We start from the raw sequence: 25,365 nt of genomic DNA, 5'->3' as shown, positions 1-25,365 counted from the left end.
ATTACTTCATTTTCAACAACCAAGACTTCATATCCACTGCCTTGTGTATAATAGCCCGAAGTTCAGAAATAGCAACGCGCTCTTGCGCCATGGTATCGCGGTGACGAATGGTCACGGTTTTATCATCCAATGATTGGTGATCAACGGTAATACAAAATGGTGTTCCGTTTGCATCTTGTCTTCTATAACGACGGCCTACGGCATCTTTTTGATCGTAGAGCACATTGAAATCCCATTTCAGGTCATCAATAATTTCATGTGCCAATTCTGGTAATCCGTCCTTCTTGACCAAAGGAAAAACCGCAGCCTTTGTAGGTGCCAATACAGCGGGTAACTTTAGAACAGTTCTTGTAGTGCCATTTTCCAATTCTTCTTCTTGGAGTGAATTTGAAAATATGGCCAGAAACATTCGGTCTAAACCAATAGAAGTTTCTACTACATAGGGAACATAATTCTTATTCTCTTCTGTATCGAAATATTGTAATTTTTTACCGGAGAACTCTTGATGTTTTGAGAGGTCAAAATCGGTTCGAGAATGTATGCCTTCTAGCTCCTTAAATCCAAAAGGAAAACGAAATTCGATATCCGACGCGGCATCGGCGTAATGCGCTAATTTTTCATGATCGTGAAAACGATAGTTGTCCTCTCCCATACCCAAAGAAAGATGCCACTTCATTCGATGCTCTTTCCAATGCTCGTACCATTTCTTTTGTGAGCCTGGCTTGATAAAAAACTGCATTTCCATCTGTTCGAACTCTCGCATTCTAAAGATAAACTGACGCGCTACGATTTCATTTCTAAATGCCTTCCCGGTCTGTGCAATTCCAAATGGGATCTTCTTACGGCTTGTCTTCTGCACATTCAGGAAGTTTACAAATATGCCTTGTGCGGTTTCGGGGCGAAGATATAAATCCATTGCTGTATCGGCAGAGGCACCTAACTTTGTGCCGAACATTAAATTGAACTGCTTGACATCCGTCCAGTTTTTGGATCCTGACATGGGACAGGCAATTTCAAGTTCTTCAATCAACCTTTTTACATCGGCTAAATCTTCATTTTCCAAAGATTTTCCGAGACGTTTTAAGATCGTATTTGCTTGCTCTTGGTAGTCGACCACGCGTGGGTTTGTAGCTAAAAACTGTTCTTTATCGAAAGTATCACCAAATCGTTTTGCTGCCTTTTTAACTTCCTTCTCAATCTTACCCTCAATTTTGGCGACATAATCTTCTACCAAAACATCAGCACGATATCTTTTTTTAGAATCCTTATTATCAATAAGAGGGTCGTTGAATGCGTCAACATGTCCCGAGGCCTTCCATGTAGTAGGGTGCATAAAAATAGCTGCATCTAATCCAACGATATTCTCATTGAGCTGCACCATGGCTTTCCACCAATATTCCCGTATATTTTTTTTGAGTTCGGCTCCGTTTTGCGCGTAGTCATAAACAGCGCTCAGTCCATCATAGATTTCACTTGATTGAAATACATAGCCGTATTCCTTAGCATGTGAAATTACCTTTTTAAAATCGTCTTCTTGTTTTGCCATTTGGCAAAAATAGAATTTTATCCGATTTTATTGACTTATTTTAACTGGAATTCAGAAGTTTGAAGAAGACGTTGATCTTCAAAAACGTTTAATATATAATCTCCCGATTCTAGCGAACCTTCGGGTATCGAAATATAGTCTTCAACTTGTGTTTGCTCTCCCGTAAAATTAACTACAACGCGCTTGCTATACACATTACCGTTAACATTGATGGTATTGGCGTTATCTTCAATAATACCCATATTTGGCCCTAAGAATTGAAAATAAATTACACGTTCTTGATTTGCCAAAGAATTATCAGGGGCGATTATTACTCGGCCTTTTAACCGTTTAACGGTCGACGCTTTATTTGTTTGTATTGGTCTACCACCACGAATTCGATAACCACTTCCCTCGGTAGTTTCGAGTGCCAAATACTTTTTTGTCTTCAGCTCTTTATTTAGATCTTGTATTTGATCTCGTTGTAGGGCTTCAGCTTTTGCCAATGCCGCATTCGTGCTGCGAATTTTCTGAATTTCCCTTTGAGAAGCTTCATACTTCTCGGCAAGCTGCATATTGTTATAATTAAGAAAATCGTTCTTAAGTTTTAAACTATCATTTTTAGCCCCCAGCCTGCGAAGTTCTGTCTTATATTCCCGAAGTTTTTCAATGGTAAAAGTTAATTTTCCAACAGAATCCAACAACTGTTGCACTTTGTATCTTGATGTTTGAAGTTCAATATCATTTACCTCATCAAGTGCCGAAAGACGATCAACATCGGCCTTCATAAGTGTTAAGTCTTTAACCAACAAATCTTTCTCATGTTCAAGAAAACTAATTTGGGTACGTGATTGTGCATAGCTATAATAGAAGGCTATTAGTATGCCTACAATCACAGCCGTCAAAGCGGCAAGGATTATTTTGTAATTGAATTTAGTATCTTGACTGTCCATCAAATTGAAATGGGCTTTATAAGTAGGTTTTTAATATATAAAATTTGCAAACAAATCAGTTTTCAAAGATAGTAAATGATATCAACACCGTGCTGCTACCTACGGTATGTTTTGGATGTAATGCCCATTTAAATAGAGGAGAACAACACTTGTGTACCGTTTGTCGAAATCATTTGCCGATTACCGATTATACCTTTAACGAAGAAAACCCTATTGACCGTATTTTTTATGGCCGAATTCCTATAAAAAAAGCCAGTTCCTTCCTGTTTTTTACTGAAAACAGCATTGTTCAGCGCTTAATTCACCATTTAAAATATAGAAAACAGGAACAGATAGGAACTTTTTTAGGCGATTGGTATGGTCAAATTCTGAAAGAAAACCGATTTCTTGATAAAATCGACACGGTTATTCCTGTTCCACTTCACAAAAGGAAATTGAAAAAAAGAGGTTACAATCAAGTTGCTGCCTTTGCCAAACGTTTGGCTCATTATCTTGAAGCGGAGTACAGAGATGAAATTCTTATAAAAACTGCCAATTCCAAAACCCAAACTACCAAAGGAAGAATTGGGCGATGGCAAGATAACAGAGCGCTTTACACCTTAACCGACTCTTCTCAACTCAAAAATAGAAACATCGTATTAGTGGATGACGTAATTACAAGTGGAGCAACCATGGAATTATGTGCAAAAGCTTTACAAGAAGCAACAGGAACTACCATTTATATTGCCAGTATGGCGGTGGTACCACAATTTCAATAATCTGTAAATTAGTCGTTTCTTTGCTATAGATTTATAGTAGGTATGTTGCAACGTTTTTTAGCTTGTATATTTTTCTTGTTGATAGCGGTTTCTGTGGTACAATGTGGTCGGCGTGGTGGTACATTGACGGGTGGTCCTAAAGATGAAGACCCACCTGTTTTGGTTAAGGCAGAACCCGAAAACCTAAGCACGAATTTCAAAGCCAAAAGAATAAGGTTGACTTTTGATGAATACATCAAATTACAAGATATTCAAGATCAACTCATTGTTTCACCACCATTGAAATATATACCGGAGATTAGTCCACAAGGTGGGGTACAAAAATATGTAGAAATTAAGATTAAAGATACCCTCCTGCCGAATACTACGTACACTTTAAATTTCGGGCAAAGCGTTCAAGACAACAACGAGGGAAATCCTCTTAGTTTTTTGACCTATGCATTTTCTACGGGAGACTATATTGATTCTTTGGAAGTTTTAGGAGTTATTAAGGATGCGTTTAACAAAGAGGCTGATGAATTTATTAGTGTTATGCTCTATGAAATAGACACCGCATATACCGATTCTACTATTTTTAAAAAACCGCCAAACTATATTACCAATACCTTAGATAGCACTGTAATATTCAAGCTGAATAATTTGAAGGAAGGAAGCTACGCTATGTTTGCGTTAAAAGATGAAGCCAAGAACAATATCTTTGATCAAAACTCAGATAAAATTGCGTTTCTAAGAGACACAATTAGGCTCCCAACAGACTCTACATATATACTGACGCTCTTCAAGGAAATTCAAGATTATAGTGCTTCCGTACCTAATTTTGCCGCCAAAAATAAGATTGTGTTTGGGTACTATGGTGGTGATGAAGATATCGAAATCAAACCGCTGACCCCTATTCCAGATACCGTAAAAACCAAAATTTTAAAAGAAAAGGATAAAGACACTATAAACTTTTGGTTTACACCTTACGAGGCCGATTCTATAATCTTTACAGTTACCAACAAAAGGAAAATGGCGGTAGACACCTTTACGGTTAAAAGCCGTAAAGTGGGCATTGATTCTTTAAAAATATCTCCTAACCAAAATGGCTCTCTAGACTTCAATACTTCCTACTACCTGGCTGCCAACACGCCCATTGTAGAGGTTGATACTACAAAAATACAGATGATTGTAAAAGACTCTTTACCGCTGAGATTCAAACTAGTTCATGATAGCATCGGTAATAAATTGGATTTTGATTTCGAAATTGAACCCAATGAAAATTATACTTTAGATCTATTACCCGGGGCCGTAACAGATTTTTTTGGTCAAACGAACGACACCTTAAATTATCGCTTATCCACAAGGAGCTTGGCCGATTATGGCAATCTTCGACTAAATCTTGCTGGAGCTGTAGCATACCCTGTCATTGTGCAACTGACTGATGAAAAAGGAAAGACAAAGCTCGAAATTTATGCTACAGAGCCCAAAACTTTCGAATTCAATAACATTGAACCATCAAAATACCTTATTCGCGTTATTTTTGATACAAACAAGAATAGAAAGTGGGACACTGGTTCTTTTCTAAAAAACATACAACCTGAAAGGGTAAGCTACTATCCCGATGAAATCGAGGTTCGAGCCAATTGGGAATTGGAACAAACATTCACATTAACCAACTAAATGATACATATGAAGAATATATTGACGCTATCCATTCTTGCTTTTCAATTCGCTATCGCGCAACCAGGAAATGTTACTGAAAAAGACGCAACTTTAGCTACTGGCACAGATAGCACACCGTTTCTCAGGGCGTCTTCGAAATCAATGCCAAAAGTAAAAGGAACCGTTTATATCAATGAAGAATGGGAGCAGGCGAGCGTAACGACCCTAACAGAAAACAAGGTCGTAAGGCTATTGGCCAGATTCAATGCGTATAGTAAAGAAATTGAAATCTTAAAGGAAAAGGACTTTGTGGCACTAAAGCCCGTTGACGGTATATCGGTACTATTGCATGGTAAATCCTTTGTTCCTTTTAAAACAAACACCTCCAGTAAAACCATTTTCGCAGAATCGATGATAGAAGGAAAACTTTCCCTATTCCGAGTTTTTGACATAAAAATTGTCAAAGCCGTATCTGACGCAACCCTACTTAATGTTGAAAATGAAGATAGAGTGACCATGATCGATAAACTCTATATTCGAGACACTTCAGGAAAAATTACAATGTTGCCTAGAAAAAGAAAAGAGGTATTGTCGATTTTTGATGGTGATACCCAAGCTTTTATTAAAAAAGAAAAACTTTCGTTAAAAAAAGATGTGGACTTAATTAGCGCCATCAACTTTTACAATACGAACAATGGAAAGAGTCAATGAATAGAAAATTCATCTCTATCTTCTAAAAAATTTAATTTTGAACGGGTAGTATCAATATGTTCTTTTGATATTCGCGCATAACATATTTCTTCCTTTTCTGTATATACAATCTGATTTCCCAAAACATCGTAAACTGCCGAATGACCTGAATACAGATGTCCTGATTGGTCGGTTCCTATTCTATTCACACCGATGCTATAACACATATTTTCAATGGCCCTTGCTTTTAGCAAAGTGTCCCAAGCATGAATTCTCGGTTTTGGCCAGTTAGCGACATATATAAGAACGTCATAATCTACTGTATTTCTCGCCCATACCGGAAAGCGAAGGTCGTAGCAGATCATTGGGCATATTTTAAAGCCGCAATAGTCTAAAACTAGGCGTTCTTTTCCAGCTTTATAAACCTTATCCTCTCCGGCTAAAGTAAACGTATGTCGCTTGTCATATTGATGATAGCTCCCGTCTGGCAGAATAAAAAACAGTCGATTTGCAAAGGTTCCGTTTTCGTGAAAGGCAAGACTGCCAACCAATGCTGAATTCTTTTCCTTAGCAACTTCTCGCATCCATTTTAAGGTAAGTTCCCCTTCTTCTTCTTTAAGGTTTTCTGGAGTCATTGTGAAACCTGTAGTAAACATTTCTGGAAGGATAATCAAATCAACATCTGATGAAATTGAATTGAACTTAGCATTAAAATTGATTCGATTTTGTTCAGGACTTTCCCAAATTAGGGAAGATTGTACCAGAGCAACCTTGAGTTCTTGAGCCATATGATAAAATTAGTCAAAATATACGTCCGCCTTATCCTTTGCCAACTTGAACAACTGTTTTAACTGTGATTCCAAAATACGATCTGTAGAAAGTTCTGGAAGATTATCTAACGAAAAAAAGGCTGCTCCCTCCATGTCAAAACCATGCCTCAAATCGCCTCCTACCATTGTACAGAAGAACATGATTTTATAAACATAGAAAGGCTGGGGCGGATGAGGGTGACAACGTTTATCATAAATTGCCAGTAATCGTACAACCTCGGTTTCAAGACCCGTTTCTTCCTTAATTTCTCTAAGTACAGCTTCAGAGGGTGAATCGCCCACATCGGCCCAGCCGCCTGGAATAGTCCATTTACCATCTATCCTTTCCTTGGCCATAAGTATTTCATCGAATTCATTTAGTACAAGTCCGCGAACATCAACCTTTACCGTTGGATAGTCTTTTTCAGGAAGAAAAAATTGCTGTAACGCTTCTAAAGGCTGATCAGCTAATTCACTCATCAGTTTTATGCTTATGTCCCGTAACTCAGTATAGCGTTCTTTATCATAATCATTTTGTACATAAACCAAGCCCGTGTCTGCTATTGCCTTAAGGCGTTTTACTAAATCCAATTGTTTTTTCGATTGCATAAACCAAATCAAGGATAGGGTTAAATATAATTATTGTGAAAAATCTAAATTAGTTTCCAAGTCTTATCCTATAATGATAGCTATCTAATTTATATACTCCTGTAAAATCGAAGCCTAAGGTTTCAGGGTGATGCATTTCATTAATAACTTTATACCCAATCAAATCCTCATCTCCAAGGTATTTTTCCAATTCCAAATAGTCGCTGTTATCAAACGCCTGAAGAATTTTAGCATGGTGAATCCTAAAAATAGCATCGATTTGTTCAACAGGTGTTTCAGAATCTTGTTCAAGAATTAGAAATAAAACGCTAGCACCTTGCGCCATACCATCTTTATTAAAACCGCTATAAAGTATGTTATCTGAACTACTCAATACTTTTTGATCAGAACATAACGATTCTCCTAAAGGATTTTCTGTTTTCAATTCATAAATTAGCAAAAGCACTTCATCATTCCCAGACGACAAGCTACTCATATCTTCAGTTAAATCTAAAGCTTTAATTGCGATCTGAATAGTATCCTTATTCGACCTTTTAACAGATTCAGCTGATCGAATATTCATCTTGCTTTTACACGAACAAAAAGCACTTCCAAGCCATATAAGAAATAGAACGTATTTCATGGTTACGGTATGTCATCGTTACTCCCAATCAGGTTTATCGAACAAATCTATAAAACTTGCAATTCCCTGTAACTTGGCATGATCGAGTGCCGAATTGCCCCTAGCATCCTTTAAAGAGGTATCAGCGCCATTTGACAAAAGTAATTTTGCAATAGCCATATGTTTAAACGTTACTGCATATATTAAAGAGGTACTTCCCATTGCATTAATTTCATTTACATTAGCAGATCGCTCAATTAACAGCTTTGCAATCTTATCAAAACCTTTAAAACAAACACCCATTAAGGCCGTATTGCCTGAGGCATCTTTCTCATCGATTTTTGCCCCGAGCTCTAGTAGCAAAACGGCTATATTATATTGGTTATAATATGTTGCCAAAATCAAAGGTGTAGAGCCTCTTTGGTCTCTAGCATTTATTAAGTCTGGATGCTCAATCAGTAGTTCGCGAACCACTTCATCATTTCCGCTACGTATTTCATTGAAAAAATCTTCTGTATTCTTCATGTTTTAAAAGTATAAAAAACTGTTAGAAAAAGACTTTAAAATGATTTACATCAGGAAATAATTTCTTTTTTTCCAATACTTTGTTTACGTTAAATCTTATAATATCTGGATAATAGATATTATCAATAATGAAATAGTACAAAACAAGATTTGCACACGAAGCTGCAATGAACAATTTGATAACTTTACCTAGCTACGTAAAAAATAAAACAATCGTTTAATCAATAATATAATTATGGGAACTGGAGATGAAAACAAATGCCCTTATTTGGGCGGAACGTTAAAAGAAACTGCCGGTGGCGGTACTAATAATTCAGACTGGTGGCCTAACCAGTTGCGCTTAAATGTACTGCGTCAAAATTCAGAATTAAGTAACCCGATGGAAAAAGACTTCGACTATGCTAAGGAATTTACTTCCTTAGATTTGGCCGAAGTAAAAAAGGATATCGTTGAGGCTTTAACCACTTCTCAAGATTGGTGGCCTGCAGATTATGGCCACTACGGACCTTTTATGATTCGTATGGCTTGGCATAGTGCCGGAACCTATAGAATTGGAGATGGACGTGGTGGAGCAGCATCTGGTTCGCAACGCTTTGCTCCTTTAAATAGCTGGCCCGATAACGGTAACCTAGATAAAGCAAGATTACTCTTATGGCCGATTAAACAAAAATATGGTAAGAAGCTTTCTTGGGCCGATTTGATGATACTAACCGGAAACTGTGCGTTAGAGTCCATGGGTTTTAAAACCTTCGGTTTTGCTGGCGGTCGAGAAGACATTTGGCAGCCAGAAGAAGATATATATTGGGGGTCTGAATCAGAGTGGATGGGTAATGAAGAACGTTTTTCAGATGGAGAATATGTTTTAGAAGCAAACCTTGGAGCTTCACATATGGGACTCATTTACGTTAATCCTGAAGGTCCTAATGGAGTATCCAATCCTTTAGGAACGGCAAAGCTTATGAAGGAAACTTTTGGGCGTATGGCGATGAATGACGAGGAAACCGTTGCCTTGACCATTGGAGGTCATACTTTTGGTAAGGCCCATGGTGCTGCCAACCCAGATGAATTTGTAGGGCCAGAGCCCGCTGGCGCAAGTATTTTAGAACAGAGTATGGGCTGGAAAAACAGTTATGGCACAGGCGTATTAGACGATACGATAACCAGTGGGATAGAAGGCGCTTGGACACCTAATCCAACGCAATGGGATCACGATTATTTAAAGGTATTGTTGGAATATGATTGGGAACCCACCAAAAGTCCGGCCGGTGCCAATCAATGGAGACCAACTGCAGAATCAAGGGCTAAACAGGCCCCTCGTGCGGGCGATGCCTCTCAGACACAAGATTTGATGATGACCGATGCGGATATGGCATTAAAGTTGGATCCAGACTATCTCAAAATTTCACAACATTTCTATGAAAACCCAGCCGAGCTTGAAGATGCCTTTGCCCGTGCATGGTTTAAGTTAACTCATAGAGATATGGGGCCCATATCGCGCTATTTAGGGTCAGAAGTTCCATCAGAAGAGCTTATTTGGCAAGATCCAGTACCTGGTATTGACCACGAACTGATAAACGACGCTGAGGTTGCTGAATTGAAAAAGAGGCTTTTAGCCTCAGGATTATCGATATCTCAATTGGTCACAACAGCTTGGGCTTCGGCTTCAACTTACCGAGATTCTGATAAAAGAGGAGGCGCCAATGGAGCTCGCATTCGCTTGGAACCTCAGAAAAATTGGGAAGTAAATAATCCAACCGAACTCTCACAAGTGTTGGATACTTTAGCGGGCATTCAGACAGAGTTCAATAGCGCTCAATCAGGAAACAAAAAAGTTTCTTTGGCAGATTTGATCGTACTTGGTGGAAGCGCTGGAGTGGAAGAAGCGGCTCGTAACGCAGGTCATGAAATAACAGTTCCATTCACTGCAGGTCGTACAGACGCCTCACAAGAACAGACCGATGCCTATTCTTTTGAAGCACTCGAACCAGCAGCAGACGGATTCAGAAATTATAAAAATCCAGATTATAAGGCATCTGCCGAAGGATTACTAGTTGATCGCGCACAATTGATGAAACTTACGGCTCCTGAAATGACCTTGTTAATTGGAGGCATGCGTGTACTTGATACGAACTATGATAAGTCTAGACATGGCGTTTTAACAGACCGTCGTGAGGTATTGACCAATGATTTCTTTGTAAATCTTCTTGATTTAAGTGTTAAATGGGAGGATACTTCTGATAATGAAACCCTTTTTGCCGGACGTGACCGTATGTCAGGAAACATCAAATGGACGGGTACCCGTGCCGATCTGATCTTTGGGTCAAATACAGAATTAAGATCGTATGCTGAGGTTTATGCTTGCGCTGATTCAGAGCACAAGTTTGTTACCGATTTTGTAGCAGCCTGGGTCAAAGTGATGAATTTAGACCGTTTTGATTTGGTTTAGTAAGTCATATTATATTGGTAAAAAAGGCAACCTGTTATAGGTTGCCTTTTTACTTTTTATATCAAAAAGTGTCCAATAAAACTGGGTTTATTCGTCTTACTATTACAGAGAGAACTATTACAAATCTAAAAATCAAGTAAAATGAAAAAAATTATTCTGCCCCTCGTGGCTCTGGTAATGGTAAGTTTTGGCCCTTTAAAAACTGGAATAACCGATGCTGAGCGTGAAATGACTATTAAGGAACTTACAAAATCACATGACCGATTAACCAATGCTATCGAAGGTCTTAGTGAAACACAATTGAATTTTAAGGCGTCTGCTGAATCTTGGTCTGTTGCGGAATGTGTTGAACATTTGGCCATTTCTGAAGGGATGTTGGGTGGAATGCTTCAAGGGGCACTAAAAACTCCCGCCGATGCCTCAAAAAGGGATTCTGTACAAATTTCTGATGAAAAACTACTTGGCATGATTACCAGTCGAGCGCAAAAAGTGAAAACCAACGAAGCCTTTGAACCATCAGGCAAATTCGGTTCTTTTGGCGAAAGCTTAAAGGAGTTCAAAGACAAACGCAAAGCGCATATCGAATACGTAAAAATGACATCTGATGACTTGCGTAACCATTATGGTAAATTACCTTTTGGCACTATCGATGGCGTTCAGATCATTTTATTTATGAGTGGACATACAGAACGTCATGTTGCACAAATGGAAGAAGTGATGGCAAACGCTGATTTTCCAAAAGAATAGTATTATAAATTTCTGATATGCACCTGTTTTTCTCTTTAGAGAAACAGGTGTTTGTTTGAAAACCTCAGAAAAAGACAGCAATGCGGAGGTTTTGTTGATAGCTGCCTTAAAAATTGTTAATAAATACATCTAAAGCGGGAGGAATCAAATTCTATAATTTATGTAATTTACTAGTATGGAAATAGCGTCTAAAACCAAAAAAGGTATCAAAAAGACAAAAGTTTCCCCCCAACCACAAAAGTGCTCCTTCTCGGGTAGTACTGCAGATTTTTATGTTGGTCTTTCAGGAATAAACGATTGCAATGCTAATGTTCGCATTGTCGGTGCGGTGCGAAGCGATTTGGTAGAAACCGCGATCAATAAGTTATTGGGTAAGGGCTCTGATGACATTAAATGGCCGGTTGTACTCGATATGAAAAAGAAAATTCTTTTTCATTCTCATGAGGCCTATCAAAAAGGCACGTCGGCGGTACTTGGGTGGAAAGCCTATTTTTCAAAAGTTTCTTGAAGGTTACCTAGTTGCGATTTCCTGGATTGAAGTCTTCTGGAGCATTTTTGACCGACTTCGTTGTTCCTTGGGCACCTGTATCATTATATATTTTCCATTCACTGAAAGTATATGTTTTATTCGCCTCCTCAATCTCTATGTTTCTAACTGCTTTACCATCTTCGAATTCATGATTGGTATTAGAGCCATCTTCACCGATTACGCCAAACACATCGACTACTACCCCAAAGGGGTCAACCAATTGTAGGTTATCGTCTCCATTAGAATCAGCAGGACTATTAATCCCTACTCCCATGTCTGGCTCAAAACCATACACTTTTTCAAACTCCATTGCGTTGGGCGAAATGACAAAAGTGCTTTGCCCTTGAATTACAAAATCGGATAAGTCAATGGAGGCGCTAACTTCTGTATTATCATTAGTATAGCGAAGCAGCGTCCAACCTTGTAAGGATAGTGGTTCGTTTGACGCATTATACAATTCTATAAACCTGGCTTTGGAGTTGTTATCTGGGTCTGCAAGTTCACATAGGAACACTTTATTTGAGGAGAACTCAGCAACAATTTCTTTGCAGCGTTCTTCACCAAAGTTGATATCCTCAAGACTTCGAATCGCAAGACTAAATTCGTTTTTATCCCTTAATAAAACCCCCACAACTGTTCCCTTACCTGAGGGCAATAGTTTGGATCGAAAATCAGAAAACCCGCTATTTAATAGCTTTATAGTATTGCCGTTACAATCTTTAAGTGTACGTATGGTTTCCGTTCCGTCTACGGCAAAAGATTCGCCCAGTTCTTCATCAATTACCTCCAATTCATCAATTGCCACAAGGGTATTGGTCATGCTCCTATCAAGGCTTTCGATGGAGACCAGAGTTGGGGGTATCTTAACTTTTACAGCTGTGGAAAGTAAAATATGCTTTTTCACCACAGCAGCTGGAAGTCGCCCTACGGATACGTTTCCAAAAGAAGTAAATACCCCGCCAATTTTAAACACATCCTTACTTTTACCCAAATAAAGCCCTTTTAGTTTGATAAGGATTTTACTCCCTACGGGAAAGTACAGATAGGAGTCGCGAACATCGATTTCTATTTGAAACCCCTCAGATGGATTTTCAGCTTTGTCCTGAAAATGAAGTTTGCCAAAGATATTACCCATTTCATCAGAAGAGCTTATATACCCTTCAATAATTAAATCTTCCTGTATTTGAAAAGTATTTTCTTGAAACAGATTTTTAACTTCGGAGTAGGTAGTATTTGCTGCCAAATTGGAAACAGGATTACCTTCCAGACGGTCAAAATTTCGCTCTTTGACGCATGAATATAGCAGAATGATCGTACATACAGCCATCCAGATCCTAATTTTTGGTATTCTTTTCTTCATTGTTTTTAAGTTCTATTTCGATAAATAAAAGACGGATAAATAGGTGTCGTTATAAGCTAAATGCCATATTCAAAAAATACGTCCTCCCATAGCCGTACCAATACTTAGGCGCAAAAGAAGGGGTGCCACTTAAGTTATCTTGTTGCAACTGACCGAAGTTGCCGTTTCTACTTTGTTCGTAACCGCCAGTTCTGTATGTTGCATCAAACACATTATTTACACTAGCAAAAATGCTGATATACCTGCCTTTTTTTAACCAAGATTTACCCCCTACCAAATTGAGTAAATAGAAATTGTCTAAGGGTTTTTGTGCCAATAGCCTATCTACATTTTCCTTCGAAGCATTCGGAAATTTTTCTCCCGTGTCAGGGTTCAAGTAGAAACTGGAAGTTCTCATAATCGTTGAAATATTGGCGTAATTATTTCCCAAATAACTTGCCGTAGCTCCGACCCACCAATATTTTGGATCGCTGTAATTTATACCTACGGCAAAGGCCTGCTGCGGACCTTGTGCCAAGCTATAGTCTTTGATATTCGCCGCACCCAATTCAAGGTTCCCTTCAAGGTTTATATGATCTGCTTCAGCCCCAGCAGTGTCAAAATTGATAGAAACATTAGGATGGCTTGCGTACCTATATTTTGCAATAGCCGCCACTGCAGAGAGCTTTACGGCAGATGATAGTTGGTACTCAAAGCCCAATTCCGTACCCAAATGCACTCTATCTAAATCGGTAAGGACCTCTTGAACAAAGTCGGAACCCACTCCAGAATCAACAAAGAAAAAATTGATGTCTGTAGTATTTTGAAAGCGGGTGTAATAGGCCGTTAATCTTCCGGTCAGTTTGGGGAGACGTAGGTAATAGTTTATATCGCCGGTGGTTATTCGTTCATTTTGAATGTTGGCTACAACTTCATTATTTTCTCTAGGATTGATAAAAACATTTTGTCCGGTAGGAGGTTTTTGTAACAATGCTCCATTTAATACGAGCTGATGTCGGCCATGTATTCGGTAGCTGAACCCCGATTTGAATCTAAGGTTTGACAATGGAATAGCGCTGCTTTTCCCAAATGAATTCTCGGCAAAACGTTCATTTTGAAACTGACCGTCTCGCTGATAGCTGGTATTTGTATAACTAGCAGATAGGAACGTATTCCATTTGTTTCGATGGTATTTAAGCTGGACAAAGGCATCTAAACTAGTAACATTAAGGTCATAGTTATAATTGAAAACGTCGTTCTCGCCTTTTGAACTGCTACCACCTATATCGTTTAAAGTACTTGAAAATGGGTCAATATCTTCATGAAACTCTGAACCTAACAAATCATGAATTTTTGCAAAATTCTTGGATTTTAGTCGGTGATGCGTGATTCCAAAATCAAGTTGAAATGCTTCTGTTAAGCTAAAATTTCCTAAGGTACTCACCGTAAACCGACTGTCTTTTGTGATATCATCGTATAGAATATAGCTCGCCTTCTCATTGTTGCTATTTGCTTGATAGATGCTGCTCCAATCGAGTTGTGGGTTTTCAAGAAACCCCTCTTTAGCCATATTGGCACTAATAAAATTAGCGCCGATTGGATTATTGCTATAAAAACTAGGTAGGTACCGGTAATAGTTAGGATCAGGATTCGGAGCGTTGAAATAGCCTAGTCTGCTCCGGTAACGCTTCCCGAATTGGTATGCTACTCCCATGTTCAATTTGAACTTGCTAGAGGTGTGAAAATAATTCAGCATCACAATAGGTTCGGTAATTTTCCGCTCTCGTGAATTTCTTATTTTACCCTGTTGAAAACCCCAATAGGGATTGTATTTTTTACCAACAAATTCGAAAACTTCTTCGGTCATTGCTGATGATCGACCTCTCCTATTTGAGGCAAAGATGCCTGTAATACTTATGGCGTTTTTTTTATCAAGCCTATGTTCTAAAGCACCAAATACCGAAAATGCATCGTACAAGGTACCTTCTACGAAACCTTCTTTCGCCCATCTTCTTGAAGCAGAAATACTATAGGTAATCCCTTTTTCTTTAGATTTGGAAGTATGGGTAATCATCAGCCTCCCCGCATAGGTTCTATTTGCAACTGAAGTAGAAAATCTTGTGCCAGGTCGAAGTCTTGATGGCCTAGTATCAATATTGGTAGTGCCTAAAATACCCCCAAAGCTATAGGCTGAGGGTTGTAAACCAGCTGTGAAATGTTGGTTTCTTGTAGCATCATTGAGTCCTCCCCAATTGTTCCATTGAGGTCTCCCGTCATAAAATTTATTCATAGGGATACCGTTCAGCAAAACCTTAGCATACCGAGAATCATATCCACGAACGCGAAAAAAAGCTTGCCCAAAATCAAAGGCCGCTCTATTGAGAAATACGTCGCGTGAAGCCTGTAATAAGCCTGGGGCCATTGACGCACGTTCATCATCGAGATCGCTATCTGTCAAAGTAACCAGATTATCCGTTTTCTCTAAAGTAATATCCGGATCAAGAAATATGGATCCCAGATTCAAATTGCTATTCTTTAAATAAACCGGGACGCGTTTGGAAACAAAATTAGTAGCAGAAATATGTACAATATGTTCTCCGCGTAAAACTGTGGACAATTGAAAAGATCCTCCAGAAGAACTGGTTGTGGCAACTGCTGTCCCTTCAATATACACCTTGTATTGTGCAATTTCACTTTTGGATCGAGTGTCTAAGACAATGCCGTTAATTACCGATTTTACCTGTGCGCTGACGAAAACGGGTAGCAAAAGTGATACTAGTATACGGAGTAAATGCGTCATTTATACAGGTATTGATTTCAAATCTAATTCGAGACTCTGCAACTTACATGCAGTAAGGCGATGTACCTTGTCTTGGTTTATAAGATGATAATCAACAAGAAATCGCAAAGAGGTGTATCATATTTCGTTATTTATCATTGTTTTCTGCGTATTCGGCTTGCGCCTAGAAGCACAGACACAATACCGGGTAAGAACCATCGCTTTTTATAATGTTGAAAACCTCTTCGACACCAAAAATGATTCATTGATCTTTGATGACGATAGAACCCCTGAAGGAAAGGATAATTGGACCATCGGGAGGTATGAGAAAAAGATCACTAACATTGCTAAAGTACTTTCAGAAGTTGGTTCAGTACTCACCAAAACATCTCCTGACATCATTGGACTTTGTGAAATAGAGAATAAATGGGTTGTCGAAGATTTGATACAGCATAAAACTCTGAACGACAAGAACTATGGAATAATTCATTTCGATTCACCTGATGAGCGCGGCATCGATGTAGCTTTTCTTTATAAAAAATCAGCCTTTATTCCCGACTCTTTTAAAAGTCATCGCCTCTTGATCTTTGATGATGAAGGATTTCGAGATTATTCTCGTGACCAGCTAGTCGTAGGTGGGTTCTTAGACAATGAGAAAATCGTTTTTATAATCAATCATTGGCCATCTCGAAGTGGCGGTGAGGCCCGTAGTAGACCCAACCGACTTGCTGCAGCAAAACTCAATTCCCGAATCATAGACTCAATAAAAAAGTTAAATGTTGATTCAAAAATCATAAGTATGGGAGATTTTAATGATGATCCTATAGATGATAGCTTTAAAAAAGTTCTGAAGACTAAAGGGAAGGTCAAAAATGTAAGCGAAGGCAGCCCGTTCAACCCAATGGAAAAGTTGTTTCGTAAAGGAATAGGCTCCTTGGCATATCGCGATAAGTGGAACCTATTTGACCAGATTTTCTTTACTAGTAACTTAATTAATGATAAAAAAGAGGGCTACGGTTTCTGGACAGCCGCTGTCTTTAACCCCACTTATCTTCTGGACCCAATGGGGAGGTATAAAGGCTATCCGCTAAGAACCTATGCCGGAGGTAGCTATATTGGTGGGTATTCAGATCATTTTCCTGTCTATATGTACTTGATTAGAGAAAGTCAGCGTCTAAATACAACCGAGCTACCAAACTAGTTAGCTGAATTATCAGAGTTCGGTTATTTGGAGATTACGCCATCTGACTTTAATGCCCCCGCCATCATGAATTTGAAGCGCTACAGAACCTTCTCCTGCACCGATCTTTTCATCAGTAAGGGTAATCATTTCTGTACCGTTTAACCAGGAGGTAATAGTATCACCGTTTACTCGAATTTTCATGGTATTCCATTCCCCCATTTTGAGCGCTTTATCTTTTTCGGGTGCTGGTTTTATCAACCAACCGCGGCCATATGATTCGTAAACCCCGCCCGAGTCATTTCCGGGAGGCGCTACCTCAACTTGCCAACCGCTAATTTTAGTGCCATCTATTGTTGATCTAATAAAAATACCGCTGTTGCCATTGGCTTCTTGTTTGAAATCAACAGAAAGTTCAAAATTTTTATAATGATCGTTGGTTCCTAAATACCCATATCCTTTGTCGGGACCGCTTTCGCAGACTAGAAGTCCATCCTCCACATACCACTTTTCAGTGCCGTAAATCGTCCAGCCGTCTAAATTTTTTCCATTAAACAACGATTTTTGAGCTGTAATACTTACTGAAAATAGGATGGTGATAAGAAATAGTACTTTTTTCATTTTATATGATATTTGATTGAAATTAACAGGTATACCCCATTTAGAAGCGAGTTCAGTACAAGCTGAGGCAATAAAAAGCTTAGTCGAACCATTGCCCATAGGGTATACGGCTTAGAATCAATAACAATCCTAATCCGTAGAAAATGGCGATGCTTTTGAACTTCTTTTTCCCCTCCATAAACTTTTTATGACGAGACCAACCTATGGTAATTAGAACAATGGCAAGAATATTAGTGAATGGATGCTCTACTGCTAGCAAGCGCGATGCAGAATTCATACCGCCCATTCCTAGCTCTTGAATGGCATTGAGGCCACTCGGAGAAACAAAAAACAATAGCAATCCTATCACCAACATGATATGAGATAGAATAAGTGCGAAAAGGCTTAATCTAAAATCTTTTTCTGGTGTGAACATTTTGTCACTAAGGAGGCCTGATATGGCGTTGATAACAGCTAAGATTAGTACTGCTAAGGCAACATAGGCAATATAAGAATGAATTACTTGGATGGTTTCGTACATGCTATTAAATTTTGTATTTAAATGTAGTGAATTTTGGGCATAAAAAAACCCTGACTTTTAAGTCAGGGTTTCTAGATGTTAAGAGTTTATTACGCTATTAGAAGCTATAACGTACACTTACGTTAAATGTTCTACCAAAACCGAAGAAAACTTTGTTTCTAGTATTCAGGCCTCTAAAAGTAGTATCTCCTGAGCCTGCAAATGTGTTTGTCAAAGACTCAGCAATATACTCGGTATCAAATGCATTATTTAAGTTAGCAGCAATACTTAACTGGCTACTGCCTCCAAAGTTAAATTTGTAATAGGCGCCAAAATCCATAAGCGTATAGCTGGGTAATCTTAAGGAACCTTGATTATCAGCACTGTCAAAATCCGAGGCATTAATCTGTGCGAAAAGACGGGAAGCATTATACAGATTCGCACTTAATTTCAAGTTCTCTAGTGGGCGAACAATCATTTCAAGATTGGTCGTAAATTGAGCGGCATCACCTACTTTAACATCATCTAAAAACAACGTCACCTCAGAATCTATCACATTTCTCTCATCATCAAAGGCTGTACCGGTCGGATTACCTGCATACTCCCAATTACCTAACGACAACATACCCCTAAACTGTACAACATCAGAAGCTCTGTAATTGGCTTCCAATTCAAGACCTGTATGTATTTGTTCAACGCCATTAATGTTTGCAACTCCTTCGTCACCATCAGGTGTTTCTATACTGATATCAACAAATCTGTCTTTCCAAGAAGTTCTATATATATTTAACTTGGCTCTGAAATCTCCAAGGTTTATACCGTAACCTGCCTCAAGACCTAATATTTTTTCATTGGTCAGATCAGGATTCAGTTCGTTCACAAAATTAAGATACACTGCATCGAATAAAGGTTGTTTGGAGTAGTACCCGGCGTTAAAGAAGACGTTATTGGCTTCGTTTAAATTGAAGTTCATTCCACCTTTGATATTACCTCCTAAAAGGTTCTCATAATCTGTTTCCTGCAAAGGATCAGAATCTAAATAGTTAAAATAGTCAATTCTCTTAAAGCCTTGCTGAGAAATACCACCTTGAAGGAAAGCCGAAACTGTACCATCAGTATACTCCAACTGACCAAATGCACCCAACCATCTTACAAGACCATCGTTATAATAATCGATTTTTTCCTCGTCATCAATGCTCTTGAAAATATTAACTATTGAACCAAAATCTGAGGCAATAGCGCCATCAGCTCTAACTATGTGGTCAGGATTGTTAATATCATCATCATCAAAATAACCATCAGCACCCAGAAGATTGTCTACCCTTCTGTAATGAATTCCCTTATACGTTCTTAGGTCAACGCCAACATCCCAACTCCACTTTTCGTTGATTTGAGTGTTCAAATTAGCTATCAGACCAAACCAGTTATGTGAGTTCATAGACGCTCTTCGAATTAAGCCATCTCCAAAACTTGTAATAATTTGCTCTCCATTAGTAGGGTCTACCTGATACTCATTTCCGTCGTAAAAAGTTACGGCTTCACCCGAGTTGAATCGAGAGATCAAGTCGTAATCAACTTGCCCTGTTTCAGGAATTCTATAGCGGCTCGAACTTGCAAAACCAAAACCTGGCCCAACACCAATGTCTCCAGTTCCTCCGCCTCTACCAAAAGAAGCGTAAGCCGAAGATGAAAGTGTTGATTTATCATTTAGCTTGTACTCCCAAGTTAAAGAAGCAATTGGTTTATGGTAGAAGTTTCTTCTCCATCCGAATTCTTCTCCATTCAATGATCCTCCGTTATAATTATAGCGAGCGCCATACTCTAAATGATCATCAAGTGTAGCTACATTGAAAAAGCTTGATGTTCTTTGGTTGTGCACTTGGGGGGCACCTGTAAGTACAAATTGCCAATTACTTCTATCACTCGCCTCATATCCCAAGCCAATAAAATAATTAAACCCTTCAAATTTAGTTCCCTGAATGTAGCCATCACCAGCAGTTCTACCTAATAAAATGGAGGCTGCGAAACCTTTATCTGATTTACCCGTGTTATAAGAGACAGTGGTTTTCAAATATCCATCGTTACCGCCTCCAAAGGCAACGGTACCACCCGCTTCTTGCTCGGTCGATTTGGTGATAATATTAATTGTACCCCCAACTGAAGAAATCGCAAGTTTAGAAGATCCTAATCCTCTTTGAACCTGCATTGCGGTCGTAACATCACTAAGACCGGCCCAGTTACTCCAGAAAACGCGGCCATTTTCCATATCGTTTACCGGAATTCCGTTGATCATGATCGCCGTATTTCTAGAATCAAAACCTCTAACGTTGATTCGACCATCTCCAAAACCGCCACCTGTTTTAGTCGCATAAATTGAAGGGGTTGCCTTTAAAATTTCAGGAAGTTCTTGAGAACCAATCTTTTCTTGAATCTCAGAAGCCATTACTGTAGAAACGGCCACCGGGGTTTCCCTATCTTTTGCGATATCTTGAATTCCTGTTACGATAACACCTTCGAGTTCTTCGGCATCAGGCTGTAACGTAATTTGATCAATTGCCCCAGCACCAGTAAAGGGTACTTTCTGGGTAACAAAACCAATATAAGAAACCACCAAATTTCCTGTGCTTTCAGTCACTTCAATGGTAAAATTTCCATCAAAATCGGTCGAGGTTCCGTTTGAGGTTCCCTCTACAACTATACTTGCTCCGGGTAATGGACTATTTGTCTCACCATCCATAACAGTACCAGTAATTGTTCCTTGTGAAAATGCAAAGGCGGTTATGAAAAACGCAACCATTGCGAAGTACTTTTGTTTCATCTGTCTCGTGTTTATTTAGTTTTCAATTTTGCTGCAAAAATGCCCCTTTTTTGCTTCTCGCGCATTAAGACAATGTTAACTTTGCAGCATGCAAATTTAACACAAATTTGGCATTCAAAGTGATAAAATAAACGAAGTTATTAGACTTTATTAAGAATTAGTAGAATCTCAAATTAACCCTTAAAAGATTGTAAAAGTTGTCTTGTAGAGCCGTCGTGTTTGCTGATTTCTGGGTTTTCTATATCTTTCAAGGTGGTGCCGGCCAATTGTTTGCCCAATTCAACCCCCCATTGGTCAAAGCTAAAGATATTCCAGAGCACACCTTGAACGAAAATTTTATGCTCGTAAAGTGCTATTAAAGCACCTAAACTACTAGGAGTCAGTTTATCAATTAGAATGGTATTGGTAGGGTTGTTGCCTTCAAATACCTTGAAAGGAAGTAGTTTTTGAATTTCATCGTCAGACATACCCTTTGCTTCCAACTCTACTTTTACCTCATTTTCTGACTTACCGTTCATTAGCGCCTCGGTCTGAGCAAAAAAGTTGGCCATCAACTTGTTATGATGGTCTGCATTGCCATAGAGCGATTTTTTAAACCCGATAAAATCTGCAGGAATCAACTTTGTGCCTTGATGAAGTAGTTGAAAGAATGCATGTTGTGAGTTTGTACCTGGTTCTCCCCAAATAATTGTGCCTGTTTGATAGTTTACTCGATTTCCATCTCTATCAACGCTTTTGCCATTACTTTCCATAATGCCTTGTTGGAGGTAGGCTGAAAATCTACTTAAGTATTGTGTATATGGAATTATGGCTTCGGTCTCCGCACCATAAAAATTATTATACCATATACTCAATAGGGCTAAAACAATTGGAATATTGTTTTCGAAATTTTCATGCTTAAAATGCTCGTCCATTTCATTGGCACCATTCAACAAGGCATCGAAATTTTCGAACCCTACGGCCAAAGCAATCGAAAGCCCTACCGCGCTCCAAAGTGAAAATCGACCGCCAACCCAATCCCACATTGGGAAGACATTGTCTTTAGAAATTCCAAATTCTGCTATTTTTTCGACATTTGTAGACACGGCGGCAAAGTGTTTCGCAACGTCTTTTTGCGTGCCACTTTTCAAGAACCACTCTTTTATGGTAGTGGCGTTACTCAAGGTCTCTTGAGTGGTAAATGTTTTTGAAACTACAACGAACAAAGTGGTTTCAGGGTTCAACTCCTTCAACACCTCCTGCACATGGTCTCCGTCAACATTGCTTACAAAATGTATTCTAAGATGGTTCTTATAAAATTTTAAAGCTTCTGTAACCATTGCCGGGCCCAAATCTGAACCCCCAATTCCGATGTTAACTACATCGGTAAAAGATTTTCCTGTATATCCTTTAGTTTGCCCAGAAATTATTGAATCTGTAAATTCTTTAATGTGTTGTTTTACTTTATATACCTCAGCAACCACGTTTTTACCATCCACCAGAATGGTATCTCGCGCCTTAGCCCGCAGCGCCGTATGGAGTACTGCTCGATCCTCGGTCTGATTTATAGCATCAGCACCAAAGTACTTGCCAATAGCATCTTTAAGGTTCACCTCTTCAGCTAATTGCAAAAGCAAACGCATGGTTTCTTCACTAATTCTATTTTTAGAGAAATCAACTAGAAAATCATTCCATTTGATAGAAAAACTAGCTGCCCTATTCGCTTCATCGCTAAAAAGGCGTTTCAAATGATTTTCTTTCGTTTCATTATAATGATCCCTTAGCTTTTGCCATGCTAGGGTAGTTGTCGGATTGAAGTTGGGTAATGACATGAATAGGTCTTTTAAATTTACAGCTTCTATTACTTCGCCAAGTAATGAAGTTTGAAGACGCAAAAATAACTTATAATACCGAAACTTCGGAATTGAAAACCTATACTTACTTTACCCTTTAGAGAAACAAGTATGGTGAAAATAAAATCGACGTTTTACTGATTTAAGGTGACCAGATCTTCCGCTTCATCCTCTTCAATTGGTTTTTCAGGATAAAGCATGCAATCGAGCTGGTCTTTAATCGGCTCGATATAGGCAAAGTAATCGGGTTGTAAGGCTTCGGCCAAAGGCTCTGCTTTCGGAAGTTCTTCTTTTCGCGGGTCAACCTGTCTGCCATTTCTCCAGAAACGATAACACACATGTGGCCCACTGGTATTGCCCGTCATACCGATCCATCCTATGACATCACCTTGACGAACGTAATCTCCTCTTTTTACATTCTGTTTGCTCATGTGTAAATACTGGGTGCTGTACTTTCCGTTATGGCGAATTTTTACATATTTCCCATTTCCTCCTCGTCGTGTTGATTCGGTAACTGTGCCATCTGCTGTGGCCAATATTGGCGTTCCTCTTGGAGCTGCGTAGTCAGTTCCTCTGTGAGGTCTCACGCGGTTGCCGTAATAGCGAATTCTCCTTTTTAAATTATAGACCGAAGATATTCGTCCGAATTTTAAAGGTGCTCTTAAAAAAGTCCTTCTCAAATTGTTGGCCTCCTCGTCGAAGTAATCAACAATACTTTTAAGCGAATCATTTTCATAAGCAAAAGCGTAAATAGGTTTTCCACGATGCTCAAAATAGGCTGCTTCTATAGGCTCAGCACCAGCATATATTGAATCATTGATGTACTTTTCTTTGTATATGACCTTAAATTTGTCTCCGGCCTCTAACTTGAAGAAATCAATAGTCCAAGCGTATACATCTGATAGATTATGCGTCACACTATAATCGATGCCTTGTTCTTGAATCACTTGAGATATTGATGACCCTTGCGCTATAACTCCTGAGGCTTCACGCTCGACATATTTAACTTCTTTTTTATCGGTGTAGGCAGAAACGCTATCTCTAAAATCTACAACCGTATAATTAATTCTATCATTTTCGTAGATGAAGATCTGCGCAGCTTCGGTAGTGTCTTTTGAAGTAAGGATGGTGTAGGGTTTACCCACCCGTATTCTGCGAACATCAAAGGTGTCTCTGAACTCTAATGATAGTCGAGCGATTTTCGGATAATCGACTTTATGCTCTAGCATTAATTCGCCGAAACTATCACCGTTTCTTACGGTATCTTGTTTTACAGTAAAATCATCTAGATTGAAGCCAAATTTTGTAATAGGTTTGACTATAGAAGGTACAACAGCTACCTCTTCTTTAGTTTCTTCAGTTTGAACCACCTTCTCTTCTTTACAAGAAAACAGCAGGATAGTTATAAAAAGGATGCCCCAGAACTTTTTCATTTTAATTTTGCTACTTTATCAGGATTAAAGATATGATCAACCCATTCTTTTCCCCAATCATTTAACTCTTCTTTGGTATATAGGTTTGGAAAAAACACAACTTTTTGAAAACTTGGCGGCAAATATGCTTTCCAGTTGGTGCCCCCTGTTGCATTGATGTCTTTCTTGTCTTTTGCAAGATAACGATGGGCAGAACCAAAGTGCATCAAAGGCCAGTTTACATTCGCATTCAAATCCAATGTTTTTAACGACTGAACCAGCTTTTTATTGTCTTTTTTATCATCTGGTAGTTGCAAGAATTTATCCCAAATTGTATTGTTTTTTACCTCTTTGGCAATTCGAATGAACCGGGGTGTATAACGGTATTCAAATTGCTTTAGGGTGAGCGTTTTTTCTCCAGTGGAAACATCTGTAGCACCCCTTTTCCAATAAATATGTTCATAAAGTTCTTCCAAACTATCTTCAGATGAAAATTGGTCGCGCTCTGAAGGGTGTACTAAGTTTTCCATGGCAGTCGCATATAGCTCTATCATTCGATATTGGGCTGATTGAAAACCACTGGCAGGAAGCAATGCCATTCGATATTGCAGAAACTGCTCACGTTCCATTCCTTTAATCATAATGCTAAAGGAAGAAATTAGTGCTTGAAAATAGCTATTAATACGACGTGTCTTTTCGATAAAAAAATCGACATTTTGTGATTTGTCATCCACCAATTGTTTTTGCTCATGCAAAATCAATTTAAAATACAATTCGGTAATTTGATGGTACATGATGAAGATTTCCTCATCGGGAAAATAGGTTCTAGGAACCTGCAAACTCAAAAGTGTATCTAGATGGATATAATCCCAATAAGTGAGATAGCGCTGATATAGCAACCCATCTAGGTAAGAGCTTAAGTCTTGGCCTGAATCTTTATATTTCTCCTGAAGTTTAGAAATTTGAGACTCAATCTGCTCCTTATTCTTCATTTTCATGTAGTTTCAGCTGTAACTCTCGATGCTAAAGAGCGGTAACTTCTTTACGTTGCC

Annotated in this window: 21 protein-coding genes; 7 read left to right on the top strand and 14 right to left on the bottom strand. The window is 38.8% G+C overall.

Annotated elements, in window-relative coordinates; all coding sequences use genetic code 11:
- Nucleotide 1: 1 nt before the first annotated feature.
- On the bottom strand, nt 2-1,546 hold the full coding sequence (locus ABJN95_RS07185) for a glycine--tRNA ligase (RefSeq protein WP_348369677.1): 1,545 nt from the start codon (nt 1,544-1,546) through the stop codon (nt 2-4).
- 35 nt (nt 1,547-1,581) lie between these two features.
- Nucleotides 1,582-2,478, bottom strand: a complete 897-nt coding sequence (locus ABJN95_RS07180; protein WP_348369676.1) for a hypothetical protein — start codon at nt 2,476-2,478, stop codon at nt 1,582-1,584.
- Nucleotides 2,479-2,522: 44 nt separating this feature from the next.
- Between ABJN95_RS07180 and ABJN95_RS07175 the strand changes: the two genes are divergently transcribed.
- The 3 genes from ABJN95_RS07175 to ABJN95_RS07165 are packed head-to-tail and all read left to right on the top strand — an operon-like array spanning nt 2,523 to nt 5,588.
- Nucleotides 2,523-3,236, top strand: a complete 714-nt coding sequence (locus tag ABJN95_RS07175) for a ComF family protein (protein WP_348369675.1) — start codon at nt 2,523-2,525, stop codon at nt 3,234-3,236.
- Between the two features lie 42 nt (nt 3,237-3,278).
- Entirely contained in the window at nt 3,279-4,895 is a 1,617-nt protein-coding gene (locus ABJN95_RS07170; protein ID WP_348369674.1) for an Ig-like domain-containing protein, read from the top strand.
- A gap of 9 nt (nt 4,896-4,904) precedes the next feature.
- Nucleotides 4,905-5,588, top strand: coding sequence for a hypothetical protein (locus ABJN95_RS07165; protein ID WP_348369673.1), 684 nt, complete (start codon nt 4,905-4,907; stop codon nt 5,586-5,588).
- On the opposite strand, the gene ABJN95_RS07160 is transcribed toward ABJN95_RS07165, so the two are convergent.
- The 4 genes from ABJN95_RS07160 to ABJN95_RS07145 all read right to left on the bottom strand — a co-directional run bounded on the left by ABJN95_RS07160 (nt 5,582) and on the right by ABJN95_RS07145 (nt 8,111).
- Nucleotides 5,582-6,355, bottom strand: a complete 774-nt coding sequence (locus tag ABJN95_RS07160; protein WP_348369672.1) for a nitrilase family protein — start codon at nt 6,353-6,355, stop codon at nt 5,582-5,584. The two genes, ABJN95_RS07165 and ABJN95_RS07160, sit on opposite strands and share 7 nt — an antisense overlap.
- A 9-nt stretch (nt 6,356-6,364) precedes the next feature.
- On the bottom strand, nt 6,365-6,985 hold the full coding sequence (locus ABJN95_RS07155) for an NUDIX hydrolase (RefSeq protein ID WP_348369671.1): 621 nt from the start codon (nt 6,983-6,985) through the stop codon (nt 6,365-6,367).
- Between the two features lie 49 nt (nt 6,986-7,034).
- Nucleotides 7,035-7,547 (bottom strand): hypothetical protein, encoded by a 513-nt coding sequence (locus ABJN95_RS07150; RefSeq protein ID WP_348369670.1) that lies wholly within the window; start codon nt 7,545-7,547, stop codon nt 7,035-7,037.
- A gap of 78 nt (nt 7,548-7,625) precedes the next feature.
- Complete coding sequence (locus tag ABJN95_RS07145; protein ID WP_348369669.1) at nt 7,626-8,111, bottom strand: ankyrin repeat domain-containing protein; 486 nt, start codon at nt 8,109-8,111, stop codon at nt 7,626-7,628.
- A 235-nt stretch (nt 8,112-8,346) separates the two neighbouring features.
- Between ABJN95_RS07145 and katG the strand changes: the two genes are divergently transcribed.
- The 3 genes from katG to ABJN95_RS07130 all read left to right on the top strand — a co-directional run bounded on the left by katG (nt 8,347) and on the right by ABJN95_RS07130 (nt 11,812).
- Nucleotides 8,347-10,557, top strand: a complete 2,211-nt coding sequence (gene katG / locus ABJN95_RS07140; protein WP_348369668.1) for a catalase/peroxidase HPI — start codon at nt 8,347-8,349, stop codon at nt 10,555-10,557.
- A gap of 141 nt (nt 10,558-10,698) precedes the next feature.
- Entirely contained in the window at nt 10,699-11,304 is a 606-nt protein-coding gene (locus tag ABJN95_RS07135) for a DinB family protein (protein WP_348369667.1), read from the top strand.
- A gap of 175 nt (nt 11,305-11,479) precedes the next feature.
- Nucleotides 11,480-11,812, top strand: coding sequence for a hypothetical protein (locus tag ABJN95_RS07130; RefSeq protein WP_348369666.1), 333 nt, complete (start codon nt 11,480-11,482; stop codon nt 11,810-11,812).
- A 7-nt stretch (nt 11,813-11,819) separates the two neighbouring features.
- Here the strand turns inward: ABJN95_RS07130 and ABJN95_RS07125 are convergent, their stop codons facing one another.
- Together ABJN95_RS07125 and ABJN95_RS07120 are read right to left on the bottom strand one after the other, a co-directional pair.
- On the bottom strand, nt 11,820-13,193 hold the full coding sequence (locus ABJN95_RS07125) for a DUF5689 domain-containing protein (protein ID WP_348369665.1): 1,374 nt from the start codon (nt 13,191-13,193) through the stop codon (nt 11,820-11,822).
- A gap of 49 nt (nt 13,194-13,242) precedes the next feature.
- Nucleotides 13,243-15,972, bottom strand: a complete 2,730-nt coding sequence (locus ABJN95_RS07120) for a TonB-dependent receptor (RefSeq protein WP_348369664.1) — start codon at nt 15,970-15,972, stop codon at nt 13,243-13,245.
- Nucleotides 15,973-16,093: 121 nt separating this feature from the next.
- On the opposite strand from ABJN95_RS07120, the gene ABJN95_RS07115 reads away from it, so the two are divergent.
- Nucleotides 16,094-17,152, top strand: coding sequence for an endonuclease/exonuclease/phosphatase family protein (locus ABJN95_RS07115; RefSeq protein ID WP_348370077.1), 1,059 nt, complete (start codon nt 16,094-16,096; stop codon nt 17,150-17,152).
- A gap of 12 nt (nt 17,153-17,164) precedes the next feature.
- Here the strand turns inward: ABJN95_RS07115 and ABJN95_RS07110 are convergent, their stop codons facing one another.
- The 6 genes from ABJN95_RS07110 to ABJN95_RS07085 form a co-directional block, all read right to left on the bottom strand.
- Nucleotides 17,165-17,752: a DUF1080 domain-containing protein gene (locus ABJN95_RS07110; protein ID WP_348369663.1), complete on the bottom strand. Its 588-nt coding sequence runs from the start codon at nt 17,750-17,752 to the stop codon at nt 17,165-17,167.
- Between the two features lie 79 nt (nt 17,753-17,831).
- The gene (locus ABJN95_RS07105; protein ID WP_348369662.1) at nt 17,832-18,272 is read right to left on the bottom strand and encodes a hypothetical protein; all 441 of its coding nucleotides are present in this window, start codon (nt 18,270-18,272) and stop codon (nt 17,832-17,834) included.
- Between the two features lie 97 nt (nt 18,273-18,369).
- Nucleotides 18,370-21,069, bottom strand: a complete 2,700-nt coding sequence (locus tag ABJN95_RS07100) for a TonB-dependent receptor (protein WP_348369661.1) — start codon at nt 21,067-21,069, stop codon at nt 18,370-18,372.
- Between the two features lie 173 nt (nt 21,070-21,242).
- Entirely contained in the window at nt 21,243-22,880 is a 1,638-nt protein-coding gene (pgi, locus tag ABJN95_RS07095) for a glucose-6-phosphate isomerase (RefSeq protein WP_348369660.1), read from the bottom strand.
- A 155-nt stretch (nt 22,881-23,035) separates the two neighbouring features.
- Entirely contained in the window at nt 23,036-24,334 is a 1,299-nt protein-coding gene (locus ABJN95_RS07090) for a peptidoglycan DD-metalloendopeptidase family protein (protein ID WP_348369659.1), read from the bottom strand.
- Nucleotides 24,331-25,305, bottom strand: a complete 975-nt coding sequence (locus ABJN95_RS07085; RefSeq protein ID WP_348369658.1) for a tryptophan 2,3-dioxygenase family protein — start codon at nt 25,303-25,305, stop codon at nt 24,331-24,333. Before ABJN95_RS07085 ends, ABJN95_RS07090 begins: the two co-directional genes overlap by 4 nt.
- Nucleotides 25,306-25,365 lie beyond the last annotated feature (60 nt).

The sequence above is a fragment of the Maribacter sp. genome, assembly GCF_039974175.1.
Taxonomy (GTDB): Bacteria; Bacteroidota; Bacteroidia; order Flavobacteriales; family Flavobacteriaceae; genus Maribacter_C.
This window is presented reverse-complemented; position numbering and strand designations above follow the sequence as displayed.

Bases quoted from the DNA above. Each gene is read 5' to 3' on its own strand.
- pgi (WP_348369660.1), bottom strand. From the start codon at position 22,880: ATGTCATTACCCAACTTCAATCCGACAACTACCCTAGCATGGCAAAAG.
- ABJN95_RS07110 (WP_348369663.1), bottom strand. From the start codon at position 17,752: ATGAAAAAAGTACTATTTCTTATCACCATCCTATTTTCAGTAAGTATT.
- ABJN95_RS07085 (WP_348369658.1), bottom strand. From the start codon at position 25,305: ATGAAGAATAAGGAGCAGATTGAGTCTCAAATTTCTAAACTTCAGGAG.
- katG (WP_348369668.1), top strand. From the start codon at position 8,347: ATGGGAACTGGAGATGAAAACAAATGCCCTTATTTGGGCGGAACGTTA.
- ABJN95_RS07180 (WP_348369676.1), bottom strand. From the start codon at position 2,478: ATGGACAGTCAAGATACTAAATTCAATTACAAAATAATCCTTGCCGCT.
- ABJN95_RS07145 (WP_348369669.1), bottom strand. From the start codon at position 8,111: ATGAAGAATACAGAAGATTTTTTCAATGAAATACGTAGCGGAAATGAT.
- ABJN95_RS07100 (WP_348369661.1), bottom strand. From the start codon at position 21,069: ATGAAACAAAAGTACTTCGCAATGGTTGCGTTTTTCATAACCGCCTTT.
- ABJN95_RS07155 (WP_348369671.1), bottom strand. From the start codon at position 6,985: ATGCAATCGAAAAAACAATTGGATTTAGTAAAACGCCTTAAGGCAATA.
- ABJN95_RS07135 (WP_348369667.1), top strand. From the start codon at position 10,699: ATGAAAAAAATTATTCTGCCCCTCGTGGCTCTGGTAATGGTAAGTTTT.
- ABJN95_RS07130 (WP_348369666.1), top strand. From the start codon at position 11,480: ATGGAAATAGCGTCTAAAACCAAAAAAGGTATCAAAAAGACAAAAGTT.
- ABJN95_RS07185 (WP_348369677.1), bottom strand. From the start codon at position 1,546: ATGGCAAAACAAGAAGACGATTTTAAAAAGGTAATTTCACATGCTAAG.
- ABJN95_RS07105 (WP_348369662.1), bottom strand. From the start codon at position 18,272: ATGTACGAAACCATCCAAGTAATTCATTCTTATATTGCCTATGTTGCC.
- ABJN95_RS07125 (WP_348369665.1), bottom strand. From the start codon at position 13,193: ATGAAGAAAAGAATACCAAAAATTAGGATCTGGATGGCTGTATGTACG.
- ABJN95_RS07150 (WP_348369670.1), bottom strand. From the start codon at position 7,547: ATGAATATTCGATCAGCTGAATCTGTTAAAAGGTCGAATAAGGATACT.
- ABJN95_RS07090 (WP_348369659.1), bottom strand. From the start codon at position 24,334: ATGAAAAAGTTCTGGGGCATCCTTTTTATAACTATCCTGCTGTTTTCT.
- ABJN95_RS07160 (WP_348369672.1), bottom strand. From the start codon at position 6,355: ATGGCTCAAGAACTCAAGGTTGCTCTGGTACAATCTTCCCTAATTTGG.
- ABJN95_RS07170 (WP_348369674.1), top strand. From the start codon at position 3,279: ATGTTGCAACGTTTTTTAGCTTGTATATTTTTCTTGTTGATAGCGGTT.
- ABJN95_RS07165 (WP_348369673.1), top strand. From the start codon at position 4,905: ATGAAGAATATATTGACGCTATCCATTCTTGCTTTTCAATTCGCTATC.
- ABJN95_RS07120 (WP_348369664.1), bottom strand. From the start codon at position 15,972: ATGACGCATTTACTCCGTATACTAGTATCACTTTTGCTACCCGTTTTC.